Annotated in this window: 16 protein-coding genes; 10 read left to right on the top strand and 6 right to left on the bottom strand. The window is 64.9% G+C overall.

The annotated features are described in order from the left end of the window. Positions 1 to 14 precede the first annotated feature (14 nt). The 4 genes from EWH10_RS05160 (at position 15) to lpdA (ending at position 5,849) form a co-directional block, all read left to right on the top strand. Positions 15 to 2,810: a 2-oxoglutarate dehydrogenase E1 component gene (locus EWH10_RS05160; protein ID WP_044661782.1), complete on the top strand. Its 2,796-nt coding sequence runs from the start codon at positions 15 to 17 to the stop codon at positions 2,808 to 2,810. 8 nt (positions 2,811 to 2,818) lie between these two features. Then, positions 2,819 to 4,060: a 2-oxoglutarate dehydrogenase complex dihydrolipoyllysine-residue succinyltransferase gene (gene odhB / locus EWH10_RS05155; protein WP_065846821.1), complete on the top strand. Its 1,242-nt coding sequence runs from the start codon at positions 2,819 to 2,821 to the stop codon at positions 4,058 to 4,060. Between the two features lie 75 nt (positions 4,061 to 4,135). Continuing rightward, the gene (locus EWH10_RS05150; protein WP_044661784.1) at positions 4,136 to 4,399 is read left to right on the top strand and encodes a GIY-YIG nuclease family protein; all 264 of its coding nucleotides are present in this window, start codon (positions 4,136 to 4,138) and stop codon (positions 4,397 to 4,399) included. A 49-nt stretch (positions 4,400 to 4,448) separates the two neighbouring features. Continuing rightward, the gene (lpdA, locus tag EWH10_RS05145) at positions 4,449 to 5,849 is read left to right on the top strand and encodes a dihydrolipoyl dehydrogenase (protein WP_044661785.1); all 1,401 of its coding nucleotides are present in this window, start codon (positions 4,449 to 4,451) and stop codon (positions 5,847 to 5,849) included. 172 nt (positions 5,850 to 6,021) lie between these two features. Here the strand turns inward: lpdA and EWH10_RS05140 are convergent, their stop codons facing one another. The 3 genes from EWH10_RS05140 to EWH10_RS05130 all read right to left on the bottom strand — a co-directional run bounded on the left by EWH10_RS05140 (position 6,022) and on the right by EWH10_RS05130 (position 8,770). Further along, positions 6,022 to 7,194, bottom strand: a complete 1,173-nt coding sequence (locus EWH10_RS05140) for a GGDEF domain-containing protein (protein WP_065846818.1) — start codon at positions 7,192 to 7,194, stop codon at positions 6,022 to 6,024. 149 nt (positions 7,195 to 7,343) lie between these two features. After that, positions 7,344 to 8,105 carry an enoyl-CoA hydratase/isomerase family protein gene (locus tag EWH10_RS05135; RefSeq protein ID WP_025547835.1) on the bottom strand — a complete coding sequence of 254 codons (762 nt, stop codon included), beginning with the start codon at positions 8,103 to 8,105 and terminating at the stop codon, positions 7,344 to 7,346. After that, a complete protein-coding gene (locus EWH10_RS05130; RefSeq protein ID WP_170825624.1) occupies positions 8,102 to 8,770 on the bottom strand; it encodes an HAD family hydrolase in 669 nt (222 codons plus the stop codon). The genes EWH10_RS05135 and EWH10_RS05130 overlap by 4 nt, the downstream gene beginning before the upstream one ends. 160 nt (positions 8,771 to 8,930) lie before the next feature. On the opposite strand from EWH10_RS05130, the gene glmU reads away from it, so the two are divergent. The 3 genes from glmU to glmS all read left to right on the top strand — a co-directional run bounded on the left by glmU (position 8,931) and on the right by glmS (position 12,984). Further along, the gene (gene glmU, locus EWH10_RS05125) at positions 8,931 to 10,223 is read left to right on the top strand and encodes a bifunctional UDP-N-acetylglucosamine diphosphorylase/glucosamine-1-phosphate N-acetyltransferase GlmU (RefSeq protein WP_229742502.1); all 1,293 of its coding nucleotides are present in this window, start codon (positions 8,931 to 8,933) and stop codon (positions 10,221 to 10,223) included. Beyond that, complete coding sequence (locus tag EWH10_RS05120) at positions 10,220 to 11,077, top strand: metallophosphoesterase (RefSeq protein WP_044663072.1); 858 nt, start codon at positions 10,220 to 10,222, stop codon at positions 11,075 to 11,077. Before glmU ends, EWH10_RS05120 begins: the two co-directional genes overlap by 4 nt. An 83-nt stretch (positions 11,078 to 11,160) precedes the next feature. Next, positions 11,161 to 12,984, top strand: coding sequence for a glutamine--fructose-6-phosphate transaminase (isomerizing) (gene glmS, locus EWH10_RS05115; protein WP_044661790.1), 1,824 nt, complete (start codon positions 11,161 to 11,163; stop codon positions 12,982 to 12,984). A gap of 19 nt (positions 12,985 to 13,003) precedes the next feature. On the opposite strand, the gene EWH10_RS05110 is transcribed toward glmS, so the two are convergent. Beyond that, on the bottom strand, positions 13,004 to 13,198 hold the full coding sequence (locus tag EWH10_RS05110; RefSeq protein WP_044661791.1) for a KTSC domain-containing protein: 195 nt from the start codon (positions 13,196 to 13,198) through the stop codon (positions 13,004 to 13,006). 54 nt (positions 13,199 to 13,252) lie between these two features. Between EWH10_RS05110 and EWH10_RS05105 the strand changes: the two genes are divergently transcribed. Continuing rightward, on the top strand, positions 13,253 to 13,801 hold the full coding sequence (locus tag EWH10_RS05105) for a GNAT family N-acetyltransferase (protein ID WP_229742449.1): 549 nt from the start codon (positions 13,253 to 13,255) through the stop codon (positions 13,799 to 13,801). A gap of 20 nt (positions 13,802 to 13,821) precedes the next feature. Here the strand turns inward: EWH10_RS05105 and EWH10_RS05100 are convergent, their stop codons facing one another. Together EWH10_RS05100 and EWH10_RS05095 are read right to left on the bottom strand one after the other, a co-directional pair. After that, positions 13,822 to 15,435, bottom strand: coding sequence for a bifunctional GNAT family N-acetyltransferase/carbon-nitrogen hydrolase family protein (locus EWH10_RS05100; RefSeq protein ID WP_065846816.1), 1,614 nt, complete (start codon positions 15,433 to 15,435; stop codon positions 13,822 to 13,824). Between the two features lie 98 nt (positions 15,436 to 15,533). Beyond that, positions 15,534 to 16,754, bottom strand: coding sequence for an NADP-dependent isocitrate dehydrogenase (locus tag EWH10_RS05095; RefSeq protein ID WP_025547848.1), 1,221 nt, complete (start codon positions 16,752 to 16,754; stop codon positions 15,534 to 15,536). A gap of 165 nt (positions 16,755 to 16,919) precedes the next feature. Between EWH10_RS05095 and EWH10_RS05090 the strand changes: the two genes are divergently transcribed. Both EWH10_RS05090 and EWH10_RS05085 read left to right on the top strand, forming a co-directional pair. Then, positions 16,920 to 17,654: a phosphatidylserine decarboxylase gene (locus tag EWH10_RS05090; RefSeq protein WP_025547850.1), complete on the top strand. Its 735-nt coding sequence runs from the start codon at positions 16,920 to 16,922 to the stop codon at positions 17,652 to 17,654. Continuing rightward, positions 17,654 to 18,430 carry a CDP-alcohol phosphatidyltransferase family protein gene (locus EWH10_RS05085; RefSeq protein ID WP_025547851.1) on the top strand — a complete coding sequence of 259 codons (777 nt, stop codon included), beginning with the start codon at positions 17,654 to 17,656 and terminating at the stop codon, positions 18,428 to 18,430. The genes EWH10_RS05090 and EWH10_RS05085 overlap by 1 nt, the downstream gene beginning before the upstream one ends.

Below are 18,430 nucleotides of genomic sequence, written 5' to 3'. Positions count from 1 at the left end.
ATGGGACGAGAGAAATGGGTTACGAAAACCAGGACTTCGAGATTGAGCGCGGACCGAGCTGGGCGCGCACCAACTGGCCGCCGATCGACACCGACGACCTGACCGGGGCGCTTGACCCCACGCAGATGCAAGTGGCCGTGAAGGCCGCCGCCAAGGCCAGCGGCAAGGCGGTTTCGGATGCCGATGCCGTAAGTGCGGCCGACGATGCAATACGCGCGCAGATGTTGATCCGCACATATCGCGTACGTGGTCATCTGGCTGCCAATCTCGACCCGCTGGGGTTGACCCAACGCGATCTGCCGGCCGACCTGACGCCGGAATATCACGGCCTGAACGATCCGGACAAGAAGGTCTATCTGGGCGGCACGCTGGGCCTGCAATATGCGACCGTGCGTGAGATCGTGGCGATCCTGCGCGCCAATTATTGCGGCAATGTCGGCCTGGAATATATGCACATCGCGGACGTGGAGGAACGCCGTTTCCTGCAGGAGCGTCTGGAGGGCAAGGACAAGGAAATCCATTTCACGCCGGAAGGCAAGAAGGCGATCCTGGCCAAGGTGATCCACGCCGAGCAATATGAGAAGTTCCTGGGCCGCAAATATGTCGGCACCAAGCGCTTCGGCCTGGACGGCGGCGAATCGATGATCCCGGCGCTGGAAGCCATCATCAAATATGGCGGCGCGCAGGGCGTGCGCGAGATCGTCTATGGCATGGCGCATCGCGGCCGGCTGAACGTGCTCGCCAATGTGATGGCCAAGGGCTTCCGCGTCATCTTCCACGAATTTTCGGGCGGCACCGCCAATCCCGAGGATGTCGGCGGATCGGGCGACGTCAAATATCACCTCGGCACCTCGACCGACCGTGAGTTCGACGGCGTCAAGGTCCATATGTCGCTGGTCCCCAATCCGTCGCACCTCGAAACCGTCGATCCAGTGGTGCTGGGCAAGGTGCGCGCGCAGCAGACCTTCCGTGACGACCTCGCCAAGCATGAGCAGGTGCTGCCCGTGCTGATCCACGGCGACGCGGCCTTTGCGGGGCAGGGAATCGTCTGGGAATGTTTCGGCTTCTCCGGCGTGTCGGGCTATAATACCGGCGGCTGCATCCACTTCATCGTCAACAACCAGATCGGCTTCACGACCAGCCCGCAATTTTCGCGCGGTTCGCCTTATCCCAGCGATGTGGCGAAGGGCGTCCAGGCCCCGATCCTGCACGTCAATGGCGATGATCCGGAGGCCGTGACCTTCGCGTGCAAGCTGGCGATGGAATATCGCCAGACCTTCCACCGCGACATCGTGATCGACATGTGGTGCTATCGCCGCTTCGGCCACAATGAAGGCGACGAGCCGTCCTTCACCCAGCCGCAAATGTATGCGAAGATCCGTCAGCATCCGCCGGTCAGCGACGTCTATTCGGCGCGGCTGAAGGCGGAGGGCGTGGTCGACGATGATTTCGTCGCCCAGGTGACGGGCGACTTCGTCAACCATCTGGAGGAAGAGTTCGAGGCCGGCAAGAGCTACAAGCCCAACAAGGCCGACTGGTTCGCCGGTCGGTGGTCCGGCCTGCACAAGCCGGCCGATGCCGAAACGAGCCGCCAGAGCGTCGAGTCCGCCATCAGCCAGAAGCTGTTCGACAGCCTGGGCAAGACGCTGACGGCGATTCCGGAGGGCCTCAACGTCCACAAGACGCTGAAGCGCGTGATCGACGCCAAGGCCGAGATGTTCAAGTCCGGCGAGAATTTCGACTGGGCGACCGGCGAGGCGCTGGCCTTCGGATCGCTGCTGTCGGAAGGCTATGGCGTCCGCTTGTCGGGCCAGGACTCCGGGCGCGGCACCTTCAGCCAGCGGCACGCGGTCTGGACCGACCAGGATAGGGAGAACAAATATATCCCGCTCTCGACCGTGCCGCATGGCCGGTTCGAGGTGCTGGATTCGCCGCTCTCCGAATATGGCGTGCTGGGCTTCGAATATGGCTTCGCGCTGGCCGATCCCAAGAGCCTGGTGCTGTGGGAAGCGCAGTTCGGCGACTTCGCCAATGGCGCGCAGATCATCTTCGACCAGTATATCGCTTCGTCGGAGACCAAGTGGCTGCGGTCCAACGGTCTCGTCTGCCTGCTGCCGCATGGCTATGAAGGCCAAGGTCCCGAGCATAGCTCGGCCCGGCTGGAGCGCTATCTCCAGCTTTGCGCGGAAGGGAATATCCAGGTCGCGAACATCACGACCCCGGCCAATTACTTCCACGTCCTGCGTCGTCAGATGCTGCGGCCCTTCCGCAAGCCGCTGATCATCATGGCGCCCAAGTCGCTGCTGCGCCACAAGCTGGCGGTCAGCAAGGCGGAGGACTTCCTGGGCGAAACGCACTTCAAGCGCATCCTGTCGGACCCCAATGGGGCCGCTGACAAGGACACCCGCCGCCTGGTGCTCTGTTCCGGCAAGGTGTTCTACGACCTGATGGAAGCCCGCGACGCCGCGGGCGACACGGACGTGCAGATCGTGCGCATCGAGCAGATCTACCCGTTCGCGGCCGAAGCCCTCGCCAAGCGCATCGAGCGCATGACGAACCTGGAAGAAGTCGTCTGGTGTCAGGAAGAACCGCGCAACAACGGCGCATGGTTCTTCGTGGAGCCCTATGTCGAGGAAGCGCTGGCAGCCGCCGGCAAGGCGCCGATGCGCGCCCGCTATGCCGGCCGCAAGGCGTCGGCGTCGCCCGCCACGGGCCTCGCCAAGCGCCATGTCGCTGAGCAGGGCGCCCTCGTCGCCGATGCGCTGGGTCACAGCGTCCGTGAAGAAATCCGTCGCCAGAAGAAAGGCTGAACAAGCTCATGGCTACCGAAGTCAAAGTCCCCACCTTGGGTGAATCCGTTACCGAAGCAACCGTCGGCCAGTGGCTCAAGAAGCCCGGCGACGCCGTGAAGGCCGACGAGCCCATCGTCAGCCTTGAAACCGACAAGGTCGCGGTCGACGTGCCCGCGCCGGCCGCCGGCACGCTGGGCGACATCGTCGCCAAGGAAGGCGATACGGTCGAGGTCGGCGCGCTGCTGGCCTATGTCAACGAGGGCGCGGCCGCTGCGGCAGCGCCTGCCGCTGCTCCGGCCCCCGCCGCCAAGGCGGAAGCCGCCACGCCTGCCCCGGCCGCTTCGGTCCCCGCCGATGAGGATGAGGGCGGCAACCTGACCCTGTCGCCCGCCGTGCGCCGTCTGGTGCTGGAACATGGCCTTGATCCGAGCAAGATCAAGGGCACGGGCAAGGACGGTCGCCTGACCAAGGACGACGTCGTGGCCGCCGCCGCCGCCGGTACCGCCAAGGCCGCCGCTGCTGCGCCTGGCGCCGCGCCCGCCGCTGCTGCGCCTGCCGCTGGCCCCAGCCGCGCGCAGGAACGCGTCAAGATGACCCGCCTGCGCCAGACCGTCGCCAAGCGGCTCAAGGAAGCGCAGAACAATGCCGCGCTGCTGACCACCTATAACGACGTCGACATGACCAACGTCATCGAGGCGCGCGCCAAGTACAAGGACCTGTTCGAGAAGAAGCATGGCGTCCGCCTGGGCTTCATGGGCTTCTTCACCAAGGCCGTCTGCATGGCGCTGCGCGATATTCCGGGCGTCAATGCGCAGATCGAAGGCGACGAGATCGTCTATAACGACTTCGCCGACATCTCGGTCGCCGTGTCGGCGCCGAACGGTCTGGTCGTGCCGGTGATCCGCAATGCCGAGAGCCTGAGCGTGGCCGAGATCGAGAAGACGATCGGCAGCTTCGGCAAGAAGGCCAAGGAAGGCACGCTGACCATGGAGGACATGAAGGGCGGCACCTTCACCATCTCCAATGGCGGCGTGTTCGGTTCGCTGCTGTCGAGCCCGATCATCAACCCGCCGCAGTCGGCGGTGCTGGGCCTGCATCGCATCGAGGATCGCCCGGTCGTCCGCGACGGCCAGATCGTCATCCGCCCGATGATGTATCTGGCGCTCAGCTATGACCATCGCCTGATCGACGGTCGCGAGGCAGTGACCTTCCTCGTCGCGGTGAAGAACGCGATCGAGGACCCGACCCGCCTGCTGATCGACCTGTAAAGATGCGACCCGTGCTCCTGCGGAAGCAGGAGTCCAGGGTGGAGACGCGCTACGCGAGCCGGCTATGTCTATCTTCTGGCCAACAGGCGCAACGGCACCCTATATCTGGGTGTCACCAGCGATCTGGCGGCCAGGGCATATCAACATCGCAAAGGCTTGATTGACGGTTTCACCAAGGACCATGATTGTAAGCTTTTGGTCTGGTTTGAGGCATATGACGATCTGCAGGAAGCGCGACATTGCGAACTGCGGATGAAGAAATGGAAACGCGCCTGGAAGATCGAGCTGATCGAACGCGATAATCCACAATGGCGGGATTTGTTCGAAACGCTGTTCTGACGACGCCCTGGGCTCCTGCTTTCGCGGGAGCACGGCAATGGAGTGAGAAATGGCAGACTTCGATTATGATGTTCTGGTGATTGGCGCCGGTCCCGGTGGTTATGTCGCGGCGATCCGCGCGGCTCAGCTCGGCCTCAAGACCGCCTGCGCCGAAAGCCGCGAGACGCTGGGCGGCACCTGCCTCAATGTCGGTTGCATTCCGTCCAAGGCGCTGCTGCACGCTTCGGAACTGTATGAGGAAGCCGCCAATGGCGCCCTCGCCAAGCTGGGCGTGAAGATCGACAAGATGAGCCTGGACCTCGACACCATGCAGGGCCAGCGCAAGGAAGCGGTGAAGGGCCTGACCGGCGGCATCGAATATCTGTTCAAGAAGAACAAGGTCGACTGGTTGAGGGGTCTGGCGAGCTTCACCGGCGCCAACACCGTTGAAGTCGCGGGCAAGACGGTGACGGCGAAGAACATCGTCATCGCCACCGGCTCGTCGGTCACGCCGCTTCCGGGCGTTGCGGTAGACAATGCGGGGGGCAGGATCGTCGATTCGACCGGCGCGCTGGAACTGGACAAGGTTCCCGGCCATCTGGTCGTCGTCGGCGGCGGGGTCATCGGGCTGGAACTGGGTTCGGTATGGCGTCGCGTCGGTGCGAAGGTCACGGTGGTCGAGTTCCTCGACCAGATCCTGCCGGGCATGGACGGCGAAGTCCGCAAGGAAGCGAACAAGATCTTCAAGAAGCAGGGCTTCGAATATAAGCTCGGCACCAAGGTCACGAGCGCGGAAGTCGGCAAGAAGGGCGTGACCCTGACCGTCGAGCCGGCCGCCGGCGGCGAGGCGGAGAAGATCGAGGCCGATGTGGTGCTGGTGTCGATCGGCCGTCGTCCGAACACGGAGGGGCTGGGTCTCGACAAGATCGGTCTGGAACTCAATGCCCGTGGCCAGATCGAGACCGATCATGACTTCGCGACCAAGGTTCCCGGCGTCTGGGCCATTGGCGACGTCATCCCCGGCCCGATGCTCGCGCACAAGGCCGAGGATGAAGGCATTGCCGTGGCCGAGAATATCGCGGGCCTGACCGGGATCGTGAACCATGACGTGATCCCGTCGGTGGTCTATACCAAGCCGGAGATCGCTGGCGTGGGCCTGACGGAAGAGGCCGCCAAGGAAAAGGGCGCGATCAAGGTCGGCAAATTCCCGATGCTGGCGAACAGCCGCGCCAAGACCAACCATGAGCCCGATGGCTTCGTGAAGATCATTGCCGATGCAGAAACCGACAAGGTGCTGGGCGTCTGGATCATCGCGACGGTTGCGGGCACGATGATCGCGCAGGCGGCGCAGGCGATGGAATTCGGCGCTTCGAGCGAGGACATTGCCTATACCTGCCACGCGCATCCGACGCATAGCGAGGCGATCAAGGAAGCGGCCATGGCCGTGACGGGCAAGCCGATCCACATCTGATCGCGTCCCGCCCTTGGGAAAGAATGAGAAGGCCGTCCTTCGGGGCGGCCTTTTTCATGGCCTATTGATGATTGGAGCATTGCGTGGAGCTTGCCCCGATTGCGTTGAGGCACGCCCATTCTCGCGAAGGCAGGAATGCCGTTCCCAGGTCGTGCAGGGAGCGGAGCAAATTCTATCCGCTCTGGGCCCGGGACCTTGGACCGTCGGCGCGCTTGTCAGGTACGGCAAGCGCCCGCCGCACGCAGACCCGGTTGCGGCCATGCGTCTTCGCTTCATAGAGCGCCGCATCCGCCCGCGCGATGGCATCGTGGATCGCGGCATCGCCGGATTGGACGGCCGACAATCCGAAACTGGCGGTAAGGGGGCGCGAAAGGCCAAGCTGGCGAGCGACCTCCTGCGCGATGCTCTCCCGAATGTCATTGGCGACCGTGGCTGCCCGGGCCGCGTCGGCATCGGGGAGGAACAATATGAATTCCTCCCCGCCGAAGCGCGCCGTGATGGCCTCGGCAGGCGCGAATTGCACCAATATCCGCGCCAGTGTGACGATCACGCGATCGCCCAGCGCATGGCCATGGGCATCGTTGATCGACTTGAAATGGTCGATGTCGCAGACGATCAGGCTGCCCTGCGTCGGCAGTTTCCGCGCCCTCTGGCCGATGGCATCGTCGAATCCCCGGCGGTTGAGCAGGCCGGAGAGGGGGTCATGCAGCGCGTCGCGCTGATAGCGGGCGAGAAGGTCGAGCATGTTCGCCGCAAGCGCGGCCAGAGCCAGGAACAGGCCAAGGACGCAGGCAAGCGCCTGCATCAGGAAGGCATAGTCGCTGCTCAGGAAACTGCCGCCCGACAGGGTAAGGGGCACGGTGCTGCCGCGTATCAGATTGTCCAGCGCGACCAGCGTCGCCGCGCCGAACAATGTGCGGTCCGACCAGTTGTCGAGGCGATCCCTGCCGGCGATCAGCGGCAGGCCGATCAGCAGGAAGCAGCCGAAATCGGACGCGGCCAGTTCGAAGGGCAGATTGTCCAGCATGAGGGAAACGGCGCACAGCATCACGGACAGCGCCCAGATCGCGATCCGCACTCGCAGCAGCCAGTTGGGCCGCCACCGTTCCAGCAAAGCCTGGCTGAACAGCAGGAAGCCGCTGGCGAACAGCAGGTCCGCCAGGAAGCCCCAGAAGGGCGTCGGCACAAGGGCGAAGCCCGCCGGCACGGCAAAGCCGCCCGCGACGCAGAAGAAGGCGGCGCTCCAATATCCCGCGGCGCGCACCCGCAGGGTCCAGACAAAGGCGAAAACCACGCCGAAGCTCGCCATCATGACGGGCAGGAAGAAGGCGAAATTCTCTCCCACGCTGCGTGCCTGTTCCTTCTATCGGTCGAAAGTCATGCGCGAGCCGGCGCGTCGTCCGTGTCGGGAGACCGGTAAAAGCCGATCCTTAACAAATACTTCCGGATCGGATGAGATGTTCATCCAATTTGGATGAACATGCGATGAGCGGGTCAGAAGCGGGGACGACGCTTGTCGCGGAAGGCCTGCACGCCCTCCTGAAAGTCGGGCAGGGTGAAGGCGTCCCGGAACATGGCCAGCGTTTCCGCGTCGTCATCCGCCTGTCCATCCAGGATGCGGCGGACGATCGCCTTGGAAGAACGGATCGAATGCTGGGCATTGGCGGCCATGCGCCGAGCCAGTTCCACTGCTGTCTCCAGCGGGGCGGGGGCGATCTGGTCGATCAGGCCGATGGCGAGCGCATCCTCCGCATCATGGAGGGCGGCGGTGAACAGGATGCGCTTGGCCCGCGCCGGCCCCACCAGATCCACCAGCAGCCTGGTGTCGAACAGCGAATAGACGATCCCGAGCTTGGCCGGCGTGATGCCCAGCCTGGCGGAGGGGGAGGCGATCCGCAGATCGCAGGCGATGGCCATGCCGCATCCGCCGCCGATCGCGTCCCCGTCTATGGCCGCGATCACCGGTTTTTCGGCATGGGCCAGGGCATATTGGGTGGCGCGGATCGCCGCCTGATTGGCGACGCGCCAATCCTCCTCGCCCGAATGACGCGCGAATTCGTGGATGTCCGCACCCGCGCAGAACAGGCCCGGTGCAGCCGATGTCAGGATCAGCACGCGGATCGCCTCGTCCGCCATCGCTTCCTGCACCAGTTGGGGCAATCGCTCCCACATCTCCTGGTTCATGGCGTTGTGCTGCCGGGGCCGGTCGATCAGCAGCGTGGCGACCGCGCCGTCGCGTTCCAGGCGAAGGGTCATGCCGGCCAGCCTTCGAGCAGCGGCACCAGCTCGTCAAAATGGTGGATGACGGCGTCGGCCTCCAGCGCCTCGACCGGCCCGTCGAGAAAGCCGAAGCTGACGGCGATGCTGGGGATGCCCGCATTGCGCGCCCCGGCGATGTCGTTGATCGTGTCGCCCAGGAAGATCGTCCGCCCGCCGCCCGCGCGCTCGATCATGGCGTGGATCGGCGCCGGGTCGGGCTTTGCGATGCCGACCGTGTCGCCGCCGACGACGCTGGCGAAACGGTCCGACAGGCCGATCTGGTGCAGCAGGGGAATGGTGAAGCGCTCCGCCTTGTTGGTGCAGATGGCGAGCTTCACGCCCGCCTCCTCCAGCGCATCCATCGCCGCGATCAGGCCGGGATAGGGCAGCGAATGGATCGCCAGATTCTGCTCATAATAATCCAGCAGGATCGGCAGCATCCTTTCCAGCATGGCGTCGTCATAGCCGCCCGAGGCGTCGAGCGCGCGCTGAAGCATCACCTTCGCCCCCTTGCCGACAAAGGGATGGATCGCCTCGACCGGAAAGGGCGGCCGCCCGTCGGTGGCGATGGCGTAGTTGACCGCCGCCGCCAGGTCGCCGCTGGTATCGAGCAGGGTGCCGTCAAGGTCGAAGCCGACAATGTCGAAGGGAATGGAAACCATGCCCGGCTCATGCCGCCTGGGTGGTGGCAAAGGCAAGTCAAACATGGCAGAGAGCGCTCAGATTCTTGGCCCTTTCGTGAAGGATGCCCCCGTGACCTCCAGCCGCTCCCCCGCTCGCCCCTTGGCCGTGATCATCCTTGCCGCCGGACAGGGCACGCGCATGAAGTCGGCCAGACACAAGGTTCTGCACCCGATTGCGGGGCGGCCGATGCTTCTCCATCTGCTCGCCAGCGTGGCGGAGTTGCAGCCCGAGCGGCAGGTCGTGGTGGTCGGTGCTGGGCGCGAACAGGTGGAAAGGGCTGTGGAGGGCAGCGGCGCCGTCATCGCCGTGCAGGAACAGCAGCTGGGCACCGGCCATGCCGTGGCGCAGGCGCATGACGCGCTGGCCGGTTTCGCGGGCGACATATTGATCCTCTATGGCGACGTGCCGCTGGTGCGCGCCGAAACGCTGCGGAGCATGCTGGATCGCCTGAACTGGGGCGACGAGCCGCGCGCCGTGGTGCTGGGCTTCCGGCCGGAAGATGCCGCCGCTTATGGCCGGATCATCGCCCGCGATCAGGGCGTGATCGAGAAGATGGTCGAATATAAGGACGCCAATGCGGAGGAGCGGGCGGTGACGCTCTGCAATTCCGGGCTGATGGCAGTGCGGTCGACCGATCTTTTCGTGCTGCTCGACAAGATCGGCAACGACAATGCGGCGGGCGAATATTATCTGCCCGACATCGTCATGCTGCCCGGCGCCCAGAGCGCGGTGATCGAGGCGGAGGCCTGGGAAGTGGCGGGCGTCAACAGCCGCGCCGAACTGGCGGGGGTGGAGGCCGTCTGGCAGGACCGCCGCCGGGCCGAGGCGATGCGGGAGGGCGCGACGCTGATCGCGCCGGAAACGGTGTTCTTCGCGCATGACACGCTGCTGGGCCGCGATGTGGTGATCGAGCCGCATGTCGTCTTCGGCCCCGGCGTCAGCGTGGCGGACGATGCGACGATCCACGCCTTTTCCCATCTGGAGGGCGCAGCCGTCGGCAAGGGCGCGGAAATCGGCCCCTATGCCCGGCTGCGTCCCGGCGCGAAAATCGGCGTCAAGGCCAAGGTCGGCAATTTCGTCGAGGTGAAGAAGGCCGAACTGGGCGAGGGCGCCAAGGCCAATCACCTGTCCTATATCGGGGACGCCAGCGTGGGCGCGGGCGCGAATATCGGCGCGGGCACCATCACCTGCAATTATGACGGCTTCTTCAAATATCGGACGGAAATCGGCGTGGGCGCCTTCATCGGCTCCAACAGCGCGCTGGTCGCGCCGGTGAAGATAGGCGACGGCGCGATCGTGGCGGCCGGCAGCGTCGTGACCCAGCCGGTGGAGGCCGACGCGCTATGCCTCGTCCGGCCGAAGCAGGAGGCGAAGCCCGGCTGGGCGGCCCGCTTCCGGGCGCGGATGCAGGCGCGCAAAGCCGCCAAGTGACGGGTCTTCTGCGAAGGCGGCGCTGGCTTGCGGCGCTGCTGCTCATCCTTCTGGCCGTGCCGGGCGGGGCGGTCTGGCTCTATGCCAATGCGCGGGCCATGCCGGTTGTGCGGCGGCTGGACGTTGCGCTGCCCTTTCCGGCGGATGCGCCGCGCCGCCCGGTGACGGTGGCGCTGCTGACCGACAGCCATTTGTCCGGTCCCGATAACAGTCCGGAGCGGATGGCGCGGATCGTCGCTCTGGTGAACCGCCTCAGGCCCGAGCTGATCGTGCTGGGCGGCGACTATATCGGGGACGACAAGGGCGGTGCGACCTATGATCCGGCGCAGAGCATCGCTCCCTTCGCCGCCTTGCGCGCCCCGCTGGGGGTGGTGGCGGTGCTGGGCAATCACGATGCGCGCAAGCATACGGGGATCAGCCGCCGGCAATGGGGCGATCTGTTCGGCCGGATCGGCATCCGCCTGCTCGACAATCAGGCGGTGCGGCGGGGACCGCTGGCCATTGGCGGACTGCGCGACATCTATACCGGGCGGCCCGATATTCCCGGGACGCTGGCGGCCATGCAGGCGCTGGGCGCCGCGCCGCTGATGCTGTCGCACGGGCCGGACGCCTTTCCGCTGCTGCCCGACCGGGCGATGCTGACGCTGGTCGGGCATACCCATTGCGGGCAGGTAGCCTTGCCCTTTGCGGGCATCGTCTATGTGCCCTCGCGCTATGGCACCCGCTATGCCTGCGGGGTGTATCGGGAAGGGCGGCGGACCATGGTGGTGTCCGCGGGGCTCGGCACCAGCGGCCTGCCGATCCGGATGCTGGCGCCCCCCGATGTCTGGCTGATTACAATTCATCCACGATGATGCGGTACCCCTGTCGCCCGCCGCATGATCGTGGCATAGGCGGCGTAAGCATAGAGTTTTCACGGCTTTGGGACTGACTATCCATGTGCGGTATCATCGGAATCATCGGCAAGGACGACGTGGCGGGACGGCTGGTGGAGGGCCTCAGGCGCCTGGAATATCGCGGCTATGACAGCGCGGGCGTCGCCACCGTCCATGACGGGCGGATCGACCGCCGCCGGGCCGAGGGGAAGCTCGCCAATCTGGTGAAGGAACTGGACGCCGCGCCCCTGCCGGGCACCACCGGCATCGCCCACACCCGCTGGGCCACCCATGGCGCGCCGACGACCAGCAACGCCCATCCCCACGCCACGAAGGAAGTGGCGCTCGTCCACAACGGCATCATCGAGAATTTCAAGCCGCTGCGCGAGGAACTGATGGCGCGGGGCCGGACTTTCGACAGCCAGACCGACACGGAAGTCGTCGCCCATCTGGTGAGCGAGCTGGTGGAGCAGGGCGCGTCGCCCCGCGATGCCGTGGCGCAGGTTTTGCCGCGCCTGCATGGCGCCTTTGCGCTGGCGATCCTGTTCCGCAGCCATCCCGAGATTCTCATCGGCGCGCGCCTGGGTTCGCCGCTGGTGGTGGGCTATGGCGAGGGTGAGACCTATCTCGGTTCCGACGCGCTGGCGCTGGCCCCGCTGACCCAGCGCATCGCCTATCTGGAGGAAGGCGACTGGGTCGTCATCACCCGCGACGGCGCGGAGATTTTCGACAAGGACAACAACCCCGTCGAACGCCCCGTCACCATCAGCGGCGTGACCGGCGAACTGATCTCCAAGGGCAATCACCGCCACTATATGCTCAAGGAAATTTATGAGCAGCCGGTGGTCGTGGCCCAGACCCTGCGTTCCTATCTGCGCCGGATGGAGGATCAGGTGTCGCTGCCGATCCCCGATTTCGACCTGGGAACCATCCGCCGCGTCACCATCGTCGCCTGCGGCACCAGCTATTATGCGGGCATGGTCGCCAAATATTGGTTCGAGCAATTCGCCCGCGTGCCTGTCGACATCGATGTGGCGAGCGAGTTCCGCTACCGCGCCCCGGTGATGGAGGAGGGCGGCCTGATGATCGTCATCAGCCAGTCGGGCGAGACCGCCGATACGCTCGCCGCGCTCCGCCATGCGCGGGCCGAAGGGCAGAAGATCGCCGCCGTCGTCAACGTGCCAACCAGCACCATGGCGCGGGAGGCGGACCTGCTGCTGCCCACCAATGCCGGGCCGGAGATCGGCGTGGCGTCGACCAAGGCCTTCACCTGCCAGTTGGCGGTGCTGGCGGCGTTCGCGGCCAATCTCGCCCGCGCCAAGGGGCGGCTGGACGCGAAGGCGGAGAAGGAACTGGTCCGCCACCTGTCCGAAGCGCCCGCCGCGCTCAACGGGGCGCTGGCCTATGATGAATCGATAGAGGCGATGGCGCATCTGATCGCGGGAGCCCGCGACGTGCTCTATCTGGGGCGCGGGCCGGACTATCCGCTGGCGCTGGAAGGGGCGCTGAAGCTCAAGGAAATCAGCTATATCCATGCCGAGGGCTACGCCGCGGGCGAGATGAAGCATGGTCCCATCGCCTTGATCGACGACAAGGTGCCGGTGATCGTGCTGGCGCCCAGCGGGCCGCTGTTCGAGAAGACCGTCAGCAACATGCAGGAAGTGCAGGCGCGCGGCGGCAAGGTTGTGCTGATCTCCGACTATGACGGGGTGCAGGCGGCGGGCGAGGGCTGCATGGCGACCATCACCATGCCCAAGGTGCATCCGCTGATCGCGCCGATGGTCTATGCCGTGCCGGTGCAGTTGCTGGCCTATCATGTCGCCGTGGCCAAGGGCACGGACGTCGACCAGCCAAGGAACCTCGCCAAGTCCGTCACTGTCGAGTGATAGATGGCTGGCGAGTGATTCACTGGCGAGTGAAGCGGTAGCGGTCCCGGATGCGGCGGTTGAAATAGCCGCCCTTGGACGTGGCGGCGCGCATGCCTTCCGCGACGTCCACCGGGACATCATGATAGCTGTAGCGCCGCCCGCTGACGAACTGCACGTCCAGCCGGCGCTGGGTGGCGTCATAGTCGAAACGGGCGATGGCGGTCGACGGCATGCGGATGACAATGATCCGCGACGGGGGAGGTTGCGTGTCGGAGGGCGCCAGCCGTTGCCGGCCGAACCGGGCCGCTCTATCCTCTGGGGAATGATCGAGACGGAAAGACTGCGCCTTCGCCCCTACACGCTCGCTGACTTCGCGCCTTATTGCGCCATGTGGTCGGACATGGACCTGATGCGGCATATCGGCGGCGTAGCTCCTTCGCCGGAAGACGCCTGGAACCGCATCCTGCGTTATGAGGGGCACTGGTCCCTTCTGGGCTACGGCATTTTCGCGGTGATCGAAAAGGCCAGCGGCCGCTATGTCGGAGAAACCGGGCTGGCGGATTTCCATCGGGGCCTCGGCGATGATTTCGACAAGGCGGGGGAAGCGGCCTGGATTTTCTCATCCGAGGTACATGGCCGCGGCTACGCGTTCGAGGCCGCCTGCGCCGCGCACGACTGGTATGCGCGGCGCAAGGGTGCCGGCCGAACCGTCTGCCTCATCGATCCCGCCAACGACCCATCGCTCAGGCTTGCGGCCAGGTTGGGCTATGCGCCGTTCAGGGAGGCGGTCTACAAGGGGCGGACGGCCGTCATGCTCGAAAAATCGTCCGCATAGAGGCGACCCGGCGGAGAAGCTCAGCCGCCACCCGGCGCATTGTGCCCGCCCGCCGGCACCGGCCCGCCGCTCGGCGCATGGCTGTGGTCGGGATTGCTGTCCCAGTCGATATGATAGAGGTCGAACCGCCTGTCGCGCAGGTTGCGGACCGTACCCTCCGCCCGCGCCCAGCTCAGGTCCGCCAGGTTCACGTCGGCCATGGTCAGCGTTTCGACATTCTCCGTCGATTCCGCCGCGATCCCGTCCCGCGCAAAGGGCAGGTCGCAGGGCGTCAGGATCGCGCTCTGCGCATATTGGATGTCCATATTGTCGACATTGGGCAGGTTGCCGACATTGCCCGACATGACGACATAGCATTGATTCTCGATGGCGCGGGCCTGCGCGCAATAGCGCACGCGCATATAGCCCAGCCGCGAGTCGGTGCAGAAGGGGACGAAGATGATCCGCGCGCCCTGGTCCACCAGTCGCCGCGCCAGTTCCGGAAATTCGCTGTCATAACAGATGAGCACGCCGATCGGCCCGCAGTCGGTCTGGATCACGTCCAGCGAGTCCCCGCCCTTGATGTTCCACCAGAAGGCTTCGTTGGGCGTCGGGTGGATCTTCTCCTGCGTGTGCAGCGAACCGTCGCGCAGGGCGACATAGGCGATATTCTGGATGTCGCCATCCTCTGCCCGCGTCGGATGGGAGCCGCCGATGATGTTGATATTATATTCCAGCGCCATCCGCTCCAGTTCGCGGGTCAGGCGCGGGGTGTAGCCGGTCAGCCTGTCGATGGCCTCGATCGGAGTGAGCTTCTTGGTTTCGTAGGAGAGCAGCGGCAGGGTGAACAGTTCGGGAAAAACGATGAAGTCGGAGCGATAATCTGCCGCCACGTCGACGAAATATTCGATATTGCGAATGAACTCTTCGAAGTCCTTCACCGCGCGGGCCTGCAACTGACAGGTGGCTAGGCGGACGCTTTCCACGCCGCGCGGCACCCGCATTTCGGGCGCTTCGTCGGGGTCGACATAGGGGTTGCGCCATACCAGATGGGCGGCGTGTCCGTCGGACTGCCTGTCTTCGGGCAGGTAGTTTTCCAGCACGCCGAGCGGCTCGAACTGGTTCTTGAGCTGGAAGCTGATCACCTGATCGCGCAGCTTGCCGTGCACGACCTTGTCCAGATAATCCGCCGGGCCATCGACGCGCCGCTTCGCACGCGCATAGCCCGGCATGCGCCCGGCGATGACGATGCCGTGCAGGTCCAGTTCCTCGGCCAGCTCCTTGCGCTCGTCATAGAGGCGCTGGCCGATGCGCAGGCCGCGCAGCTTGGGGTCGACGGCCATTTCATAGCCGTACAGCCACTCGCCCGCCGCGCTGTGCCGCGTGCCGAAGCCGTTTGCCGTGATCTCCTCCCAGTCATGATGGGAAAAGGCCATCGCCTTGCTGACCCGCATGGTCGCGCAATAGCCGACGACCTTATTGTCGTAGAGCGCGACGAAGCAGCCATTGGGGAAATTGTTGATCTGCCCGCGCAGGGTGGCGAGCGAATAATTGGGCATGCCGGGATAGACCCGGGCGATCAGTCGCTGGATGCCGCGTACATCGGAAGGAACGGCGGCCCGGACCTCCAGGCGTTTCTTGGCTGTCGTCGTCATCGCTGATCTCCTGCCATGGAAAAGGCGGCGCCGATACACGGCGCCGCCTCGTTCCGTTTCCGTATTGAACCGCGGAAGGGCGGATCAGTTCCGTCCGATTATTGCCACTTGCCCATGGCTTCTTCCAGGTTCACGCGGATCGCCTCGAAGAACTGCTCGGTGGTCATCCACGCCTGTTCCGGACCGATCAGCAGGGCGAGATCCTTGGTCATCGCGCCGCCCTCGACCGTTTCGATGCAGACCTTTTCCAGCGTTTCCGCGAACTTGGTGACTTCCGGCGTTTCGTCGAACTTGCCGCGATAGGAAAGGCCCTGGGTCCAGGCGAAGATCGAGGCGATCGGATTGGTCGAGGTCGCCTTGCCCTGTTGATGCTGGCGATAGTGGCGGGTGACGGTGCCGTGCGCGGCTTCGGCCTCGACGGTCTTGCCGTCGGGCGACAGCAGCACGGAGGTCATGAGACCCAGCGAGCCGAACCCCTGCGCCACGGTGTCCGACTGGACGTCGCCATCGTAATTCTTGCAGGCCCAGACGAACTTGCCGCTCCACTTGAGGGCGGAGGCGACCATGTCGTCGATCAGGCGATGTTCGTAGACGGCGCCCACCTTCTTGAACTCGTCGGCGAATTCATTGTCGAACACTTCCTGGAACAGGTCCTTGAAGCGGCCGTCATAGGCCTTGAGAATGGTGTTCTTGGTCGAGAGGTACAGCGGCCAGCCGCGGCCCAGCGCGTAGTTCATGCTGGCGCGGGCGAAATCGCGGATCGAGTCGTCCAGATTGTACATGCCCATGGCGACGCCGGAGCTGGGGAAGTTGAAGACGTCCTTCTCGATCTTCTCGCCATTGGCGCCGTCCCACACCATGCGCAGCTTGCCGGGGCCGGGGACGAGGAAGTCGGTGGCGCGATACTGGTCGCCGAAGGCGTGGCGGCCGATGACGATGGGGTCGGTCCAGCCGGGGACCAGGCGCGGCACGTTGCGGATGACGATGGGTTCACGGAACACCACGCCGCCCAGGATGTTGCGGATGGTGCCGTTGGGCGACTTCCACATTTCCTTCAGGCCGAATTCCTCCACGCGGGCTTCATCCGGGGTGATGGTGGCGCATTTCACGCCGACGCCATGTTCCTTGATCGCGTTGGCGGAATCGATGGTGATCTGGTCGTTGGTTTCGTCGCGCTTCTCGACGCCCAGATCGTAATATTTAAGATCGATGTCGAGATAGGGGAGAATCAGGCGCTCACGGATCCACTGCCATATGATCCGCGTCATTTCATCGCCATCGATCTCCACGACGGGGTTTTTCACCTTGATCTTAGCCATAGCGCCTGTTCGCCTTCTCGTTCGGGTGGAATTTGCGACCGCCCTAGGCAAAGCGACGGCAATGTTCAACCGTCCAATGCCCTTTGCAGGATTGGAACATTTCATGGCTCCTGCGACGGTATCGGACGTTGTCACTGCAAGTGTCTGTCCTTAAAGACGGTGCCCATGGAAAATGACGAACTGACGGTCGCACTGGGCGGCAATGTGAAATGGCGCTTCCCCTCCGTGCATCCGGAGGGCGTGAAATTCGGCCTGATCGCGGCGGCCATCACCGCGCTGCTGTTCCTGGTCGGCTGGGAAATCCTCGGCTGGCTGATGGTGATGGTGACCATCTGGGTGCTGGCGTTCTTCCGCGATCCGGTGCGCGCGGTGCCGCAGGATGAGCGGGCCATCGTCGCCCCCGCCGATGGGCTGGTGACGCTGATCCAGCGGGTGCCGCCCCCCCGCGAGATGGCAGGGGCGGATGGGCTGGGCGACCAGCCCATGATCCGCGTGTCGATCTTCATGAGCGTGTTCGACGTCCACATCAACCGCACGCCGATCGGCGGGACGGTGAAATCGGTCGTCTATATCTCGGGCAAGTTCCTGAACGCCGATCTCGACAAGGCGAGCGAGGATAATGAGCGCCAGCATATATTGGTGGAGCGGCATGACGGCGTGCGCATCGGCTTCACCCAGATCGCCGGATTGGTGGCGCGGCGGATCGTGCCCTTCGTGAAGCCGGGCGACATGGTCGCGGCCGGACAGCGCATCGGCCTCATCCGTTTCGGCAGCCGGGTCGACGTCTATCTGCCCGCCGGCACCGCGCCGCGCGTGGTGCTGGGGCAGCGCACCGTCGCGGGTGAGACGATCCTGGGCCAGATCGGTGACATGCGCGTGATTTCGGGGATTCAGCAATAATGCGGCAGCGGCGCGCCATCCCGCGCGGATTGCGCCGGGGGATCACCCTGCGGATGGTGGCGCCCAACGCCGTGACCGCAATGGCCCTGTGCTTCGGCCTGACCGGCGTGCGCTACGGCATATCGGGCGAGTGGGAGAGGGCGGTGCTCTCCATCCTCATCGCCGGGGTGCTGGATGGGCTGGACGGGCGCATCGCGCGGTTGTTGCGGGGGGAGAGCCGTTTCGGGGCCGAACTCGACTCCTTGTCGGACTCCATCGCCTTTGGCGTGGCGCCGGCGCTGGTGCTCTATCTCTGGTCGCTGAACGCCATGCCGAAATTCGGCTGGATCTTCGCGCTCGCCCATGCGCTGTCCTGCGCGCTGCGGCTGGCGCGGTTCAATGCGAATATCGACGCCGATGTTCAGCCGCACAAATCCGCCGGTTTCCTGACCGGCGTGCCGGCTCCGGCAGGTGCGGGGCTGGCCTTCGTGCCGCTCTATCTCTGGCTGGTGACGGGCGAGCCGCTTTTTCGGGAATGGTATGTCGTGGCGCCCTGGACCGCCTTCACGGCTTTCCTGATGATCTCCAACATCGCGACCTATAGCTGGTCGGCGCTGCGCCTGCGCAAACGCATCCGGCTGGAGGCGATCGCGCTGGCGGGTCTGCTGGCGGCGCTGCTGATCACCGATCCGTGGCTGACGCTGCTGGTGTTGTGCGCCTTCTACCTTGCGCTCATCCCCTTCGGCATGATGTCCTATGCCAAGGTGCGCCGCCAGCGGGCGGGCGAGGAAGCGTAA

It is taken from the genome of Sphingobium fuliginis (assembly GCF_004152845.1).
GTDB lineage: Bacteria > Pseudomonadota > Alphaproteobacteria > Sphingomonadales > Sphingomonadaceae > Sphingobium > Sphingobium fuliginis.
This window is presented reverse-complemented; position numbering and strand designations above follow the sequence as displayed.

Bases quoted from the DNA above. Each gene is read 5' to 3' on its own strand.
- lpdA (WP_044661785.1), top strand. From the start codon at position 4,449: ATGGCAGACTTCGATTATGATGTTCTGGTGATTGGCGCCGGTCCCGGT.
- odhB (WP_065846821.1), top strand. From the start codon at position 2,819: ATGGCTACCGAAGTCAAAGTCCCCACCTTGGGTGAATCCGTTACCGAA.
- EWH10_RS05100 (WP_065846816.1), bottom strand. From the start codon at position 15,435: ATGACGACGACAGCCAAGAAACGCCTGGAGGTCCGGGCCGCCGTTCCT.
- EWH10_RS05160 (WP_044661782.1), top strand. From the start codon at position 15: ATGGGTTACGAAAACCAGGACTTCGAGATTGAGCGCGGACCGAGCTGG.
- EWH10_RS05095 (WP_025547848.1), bottom strand. From the start codon at position 16,754: ATGGCTAAGATCAAGGTGAAAAACCCCGTCGTGGAGATCGATGGCGAT.
- glmS (WP_044661790.1), top strand. From the start codon at position 11,161: ATGTGCGGTATCATCGGAATCATCGGCAAGGACGACGTGGCGGGACGG.
- EWH10_RS05135 (WP_025547835.1), bottom strand. From the start codon at position 8,105: ATGACCCTTCGCCTGGAACGCGACGGCGCGGTCGCCACGCTGCTGATC.
- EWH10_RS05090 (WP_025547850.1), top strand. From the start codon at position 16,920: ATGGAAAATGACGAACTGACGGTCGCACTGGGCGGCAATGTGAAATGG.
- EWH10_RS05085 (WP_025547851.1), top strand. From the start codon at position 17,654: ATGCGGCAGCGGCGCGCCATCCCGCGCGGATTGCGCCGGGGGATCACC.
- EWH10_RS05130 (WP_170825624.1), bottom strand. From the start codon at position 8,770: ATGGTTTCCATTCCCTTCGACATTGTCGGCTTCGACCTTGACGGCACC.
- glmU (WP_229742502.1), top strand. From the start codon at position 8,931: ATGAAGTCGGCCAGACACAAGGTTCTGCACCCGATTGCGGGGCGGCCG.
- EWH10_RS05110 (WP_044661791.1), bottom strand. From the start codon at position 13,198: ATGCCGTCGACCGCCATCGCCCGTTTCGACTATGACGCCACCCAGCGC.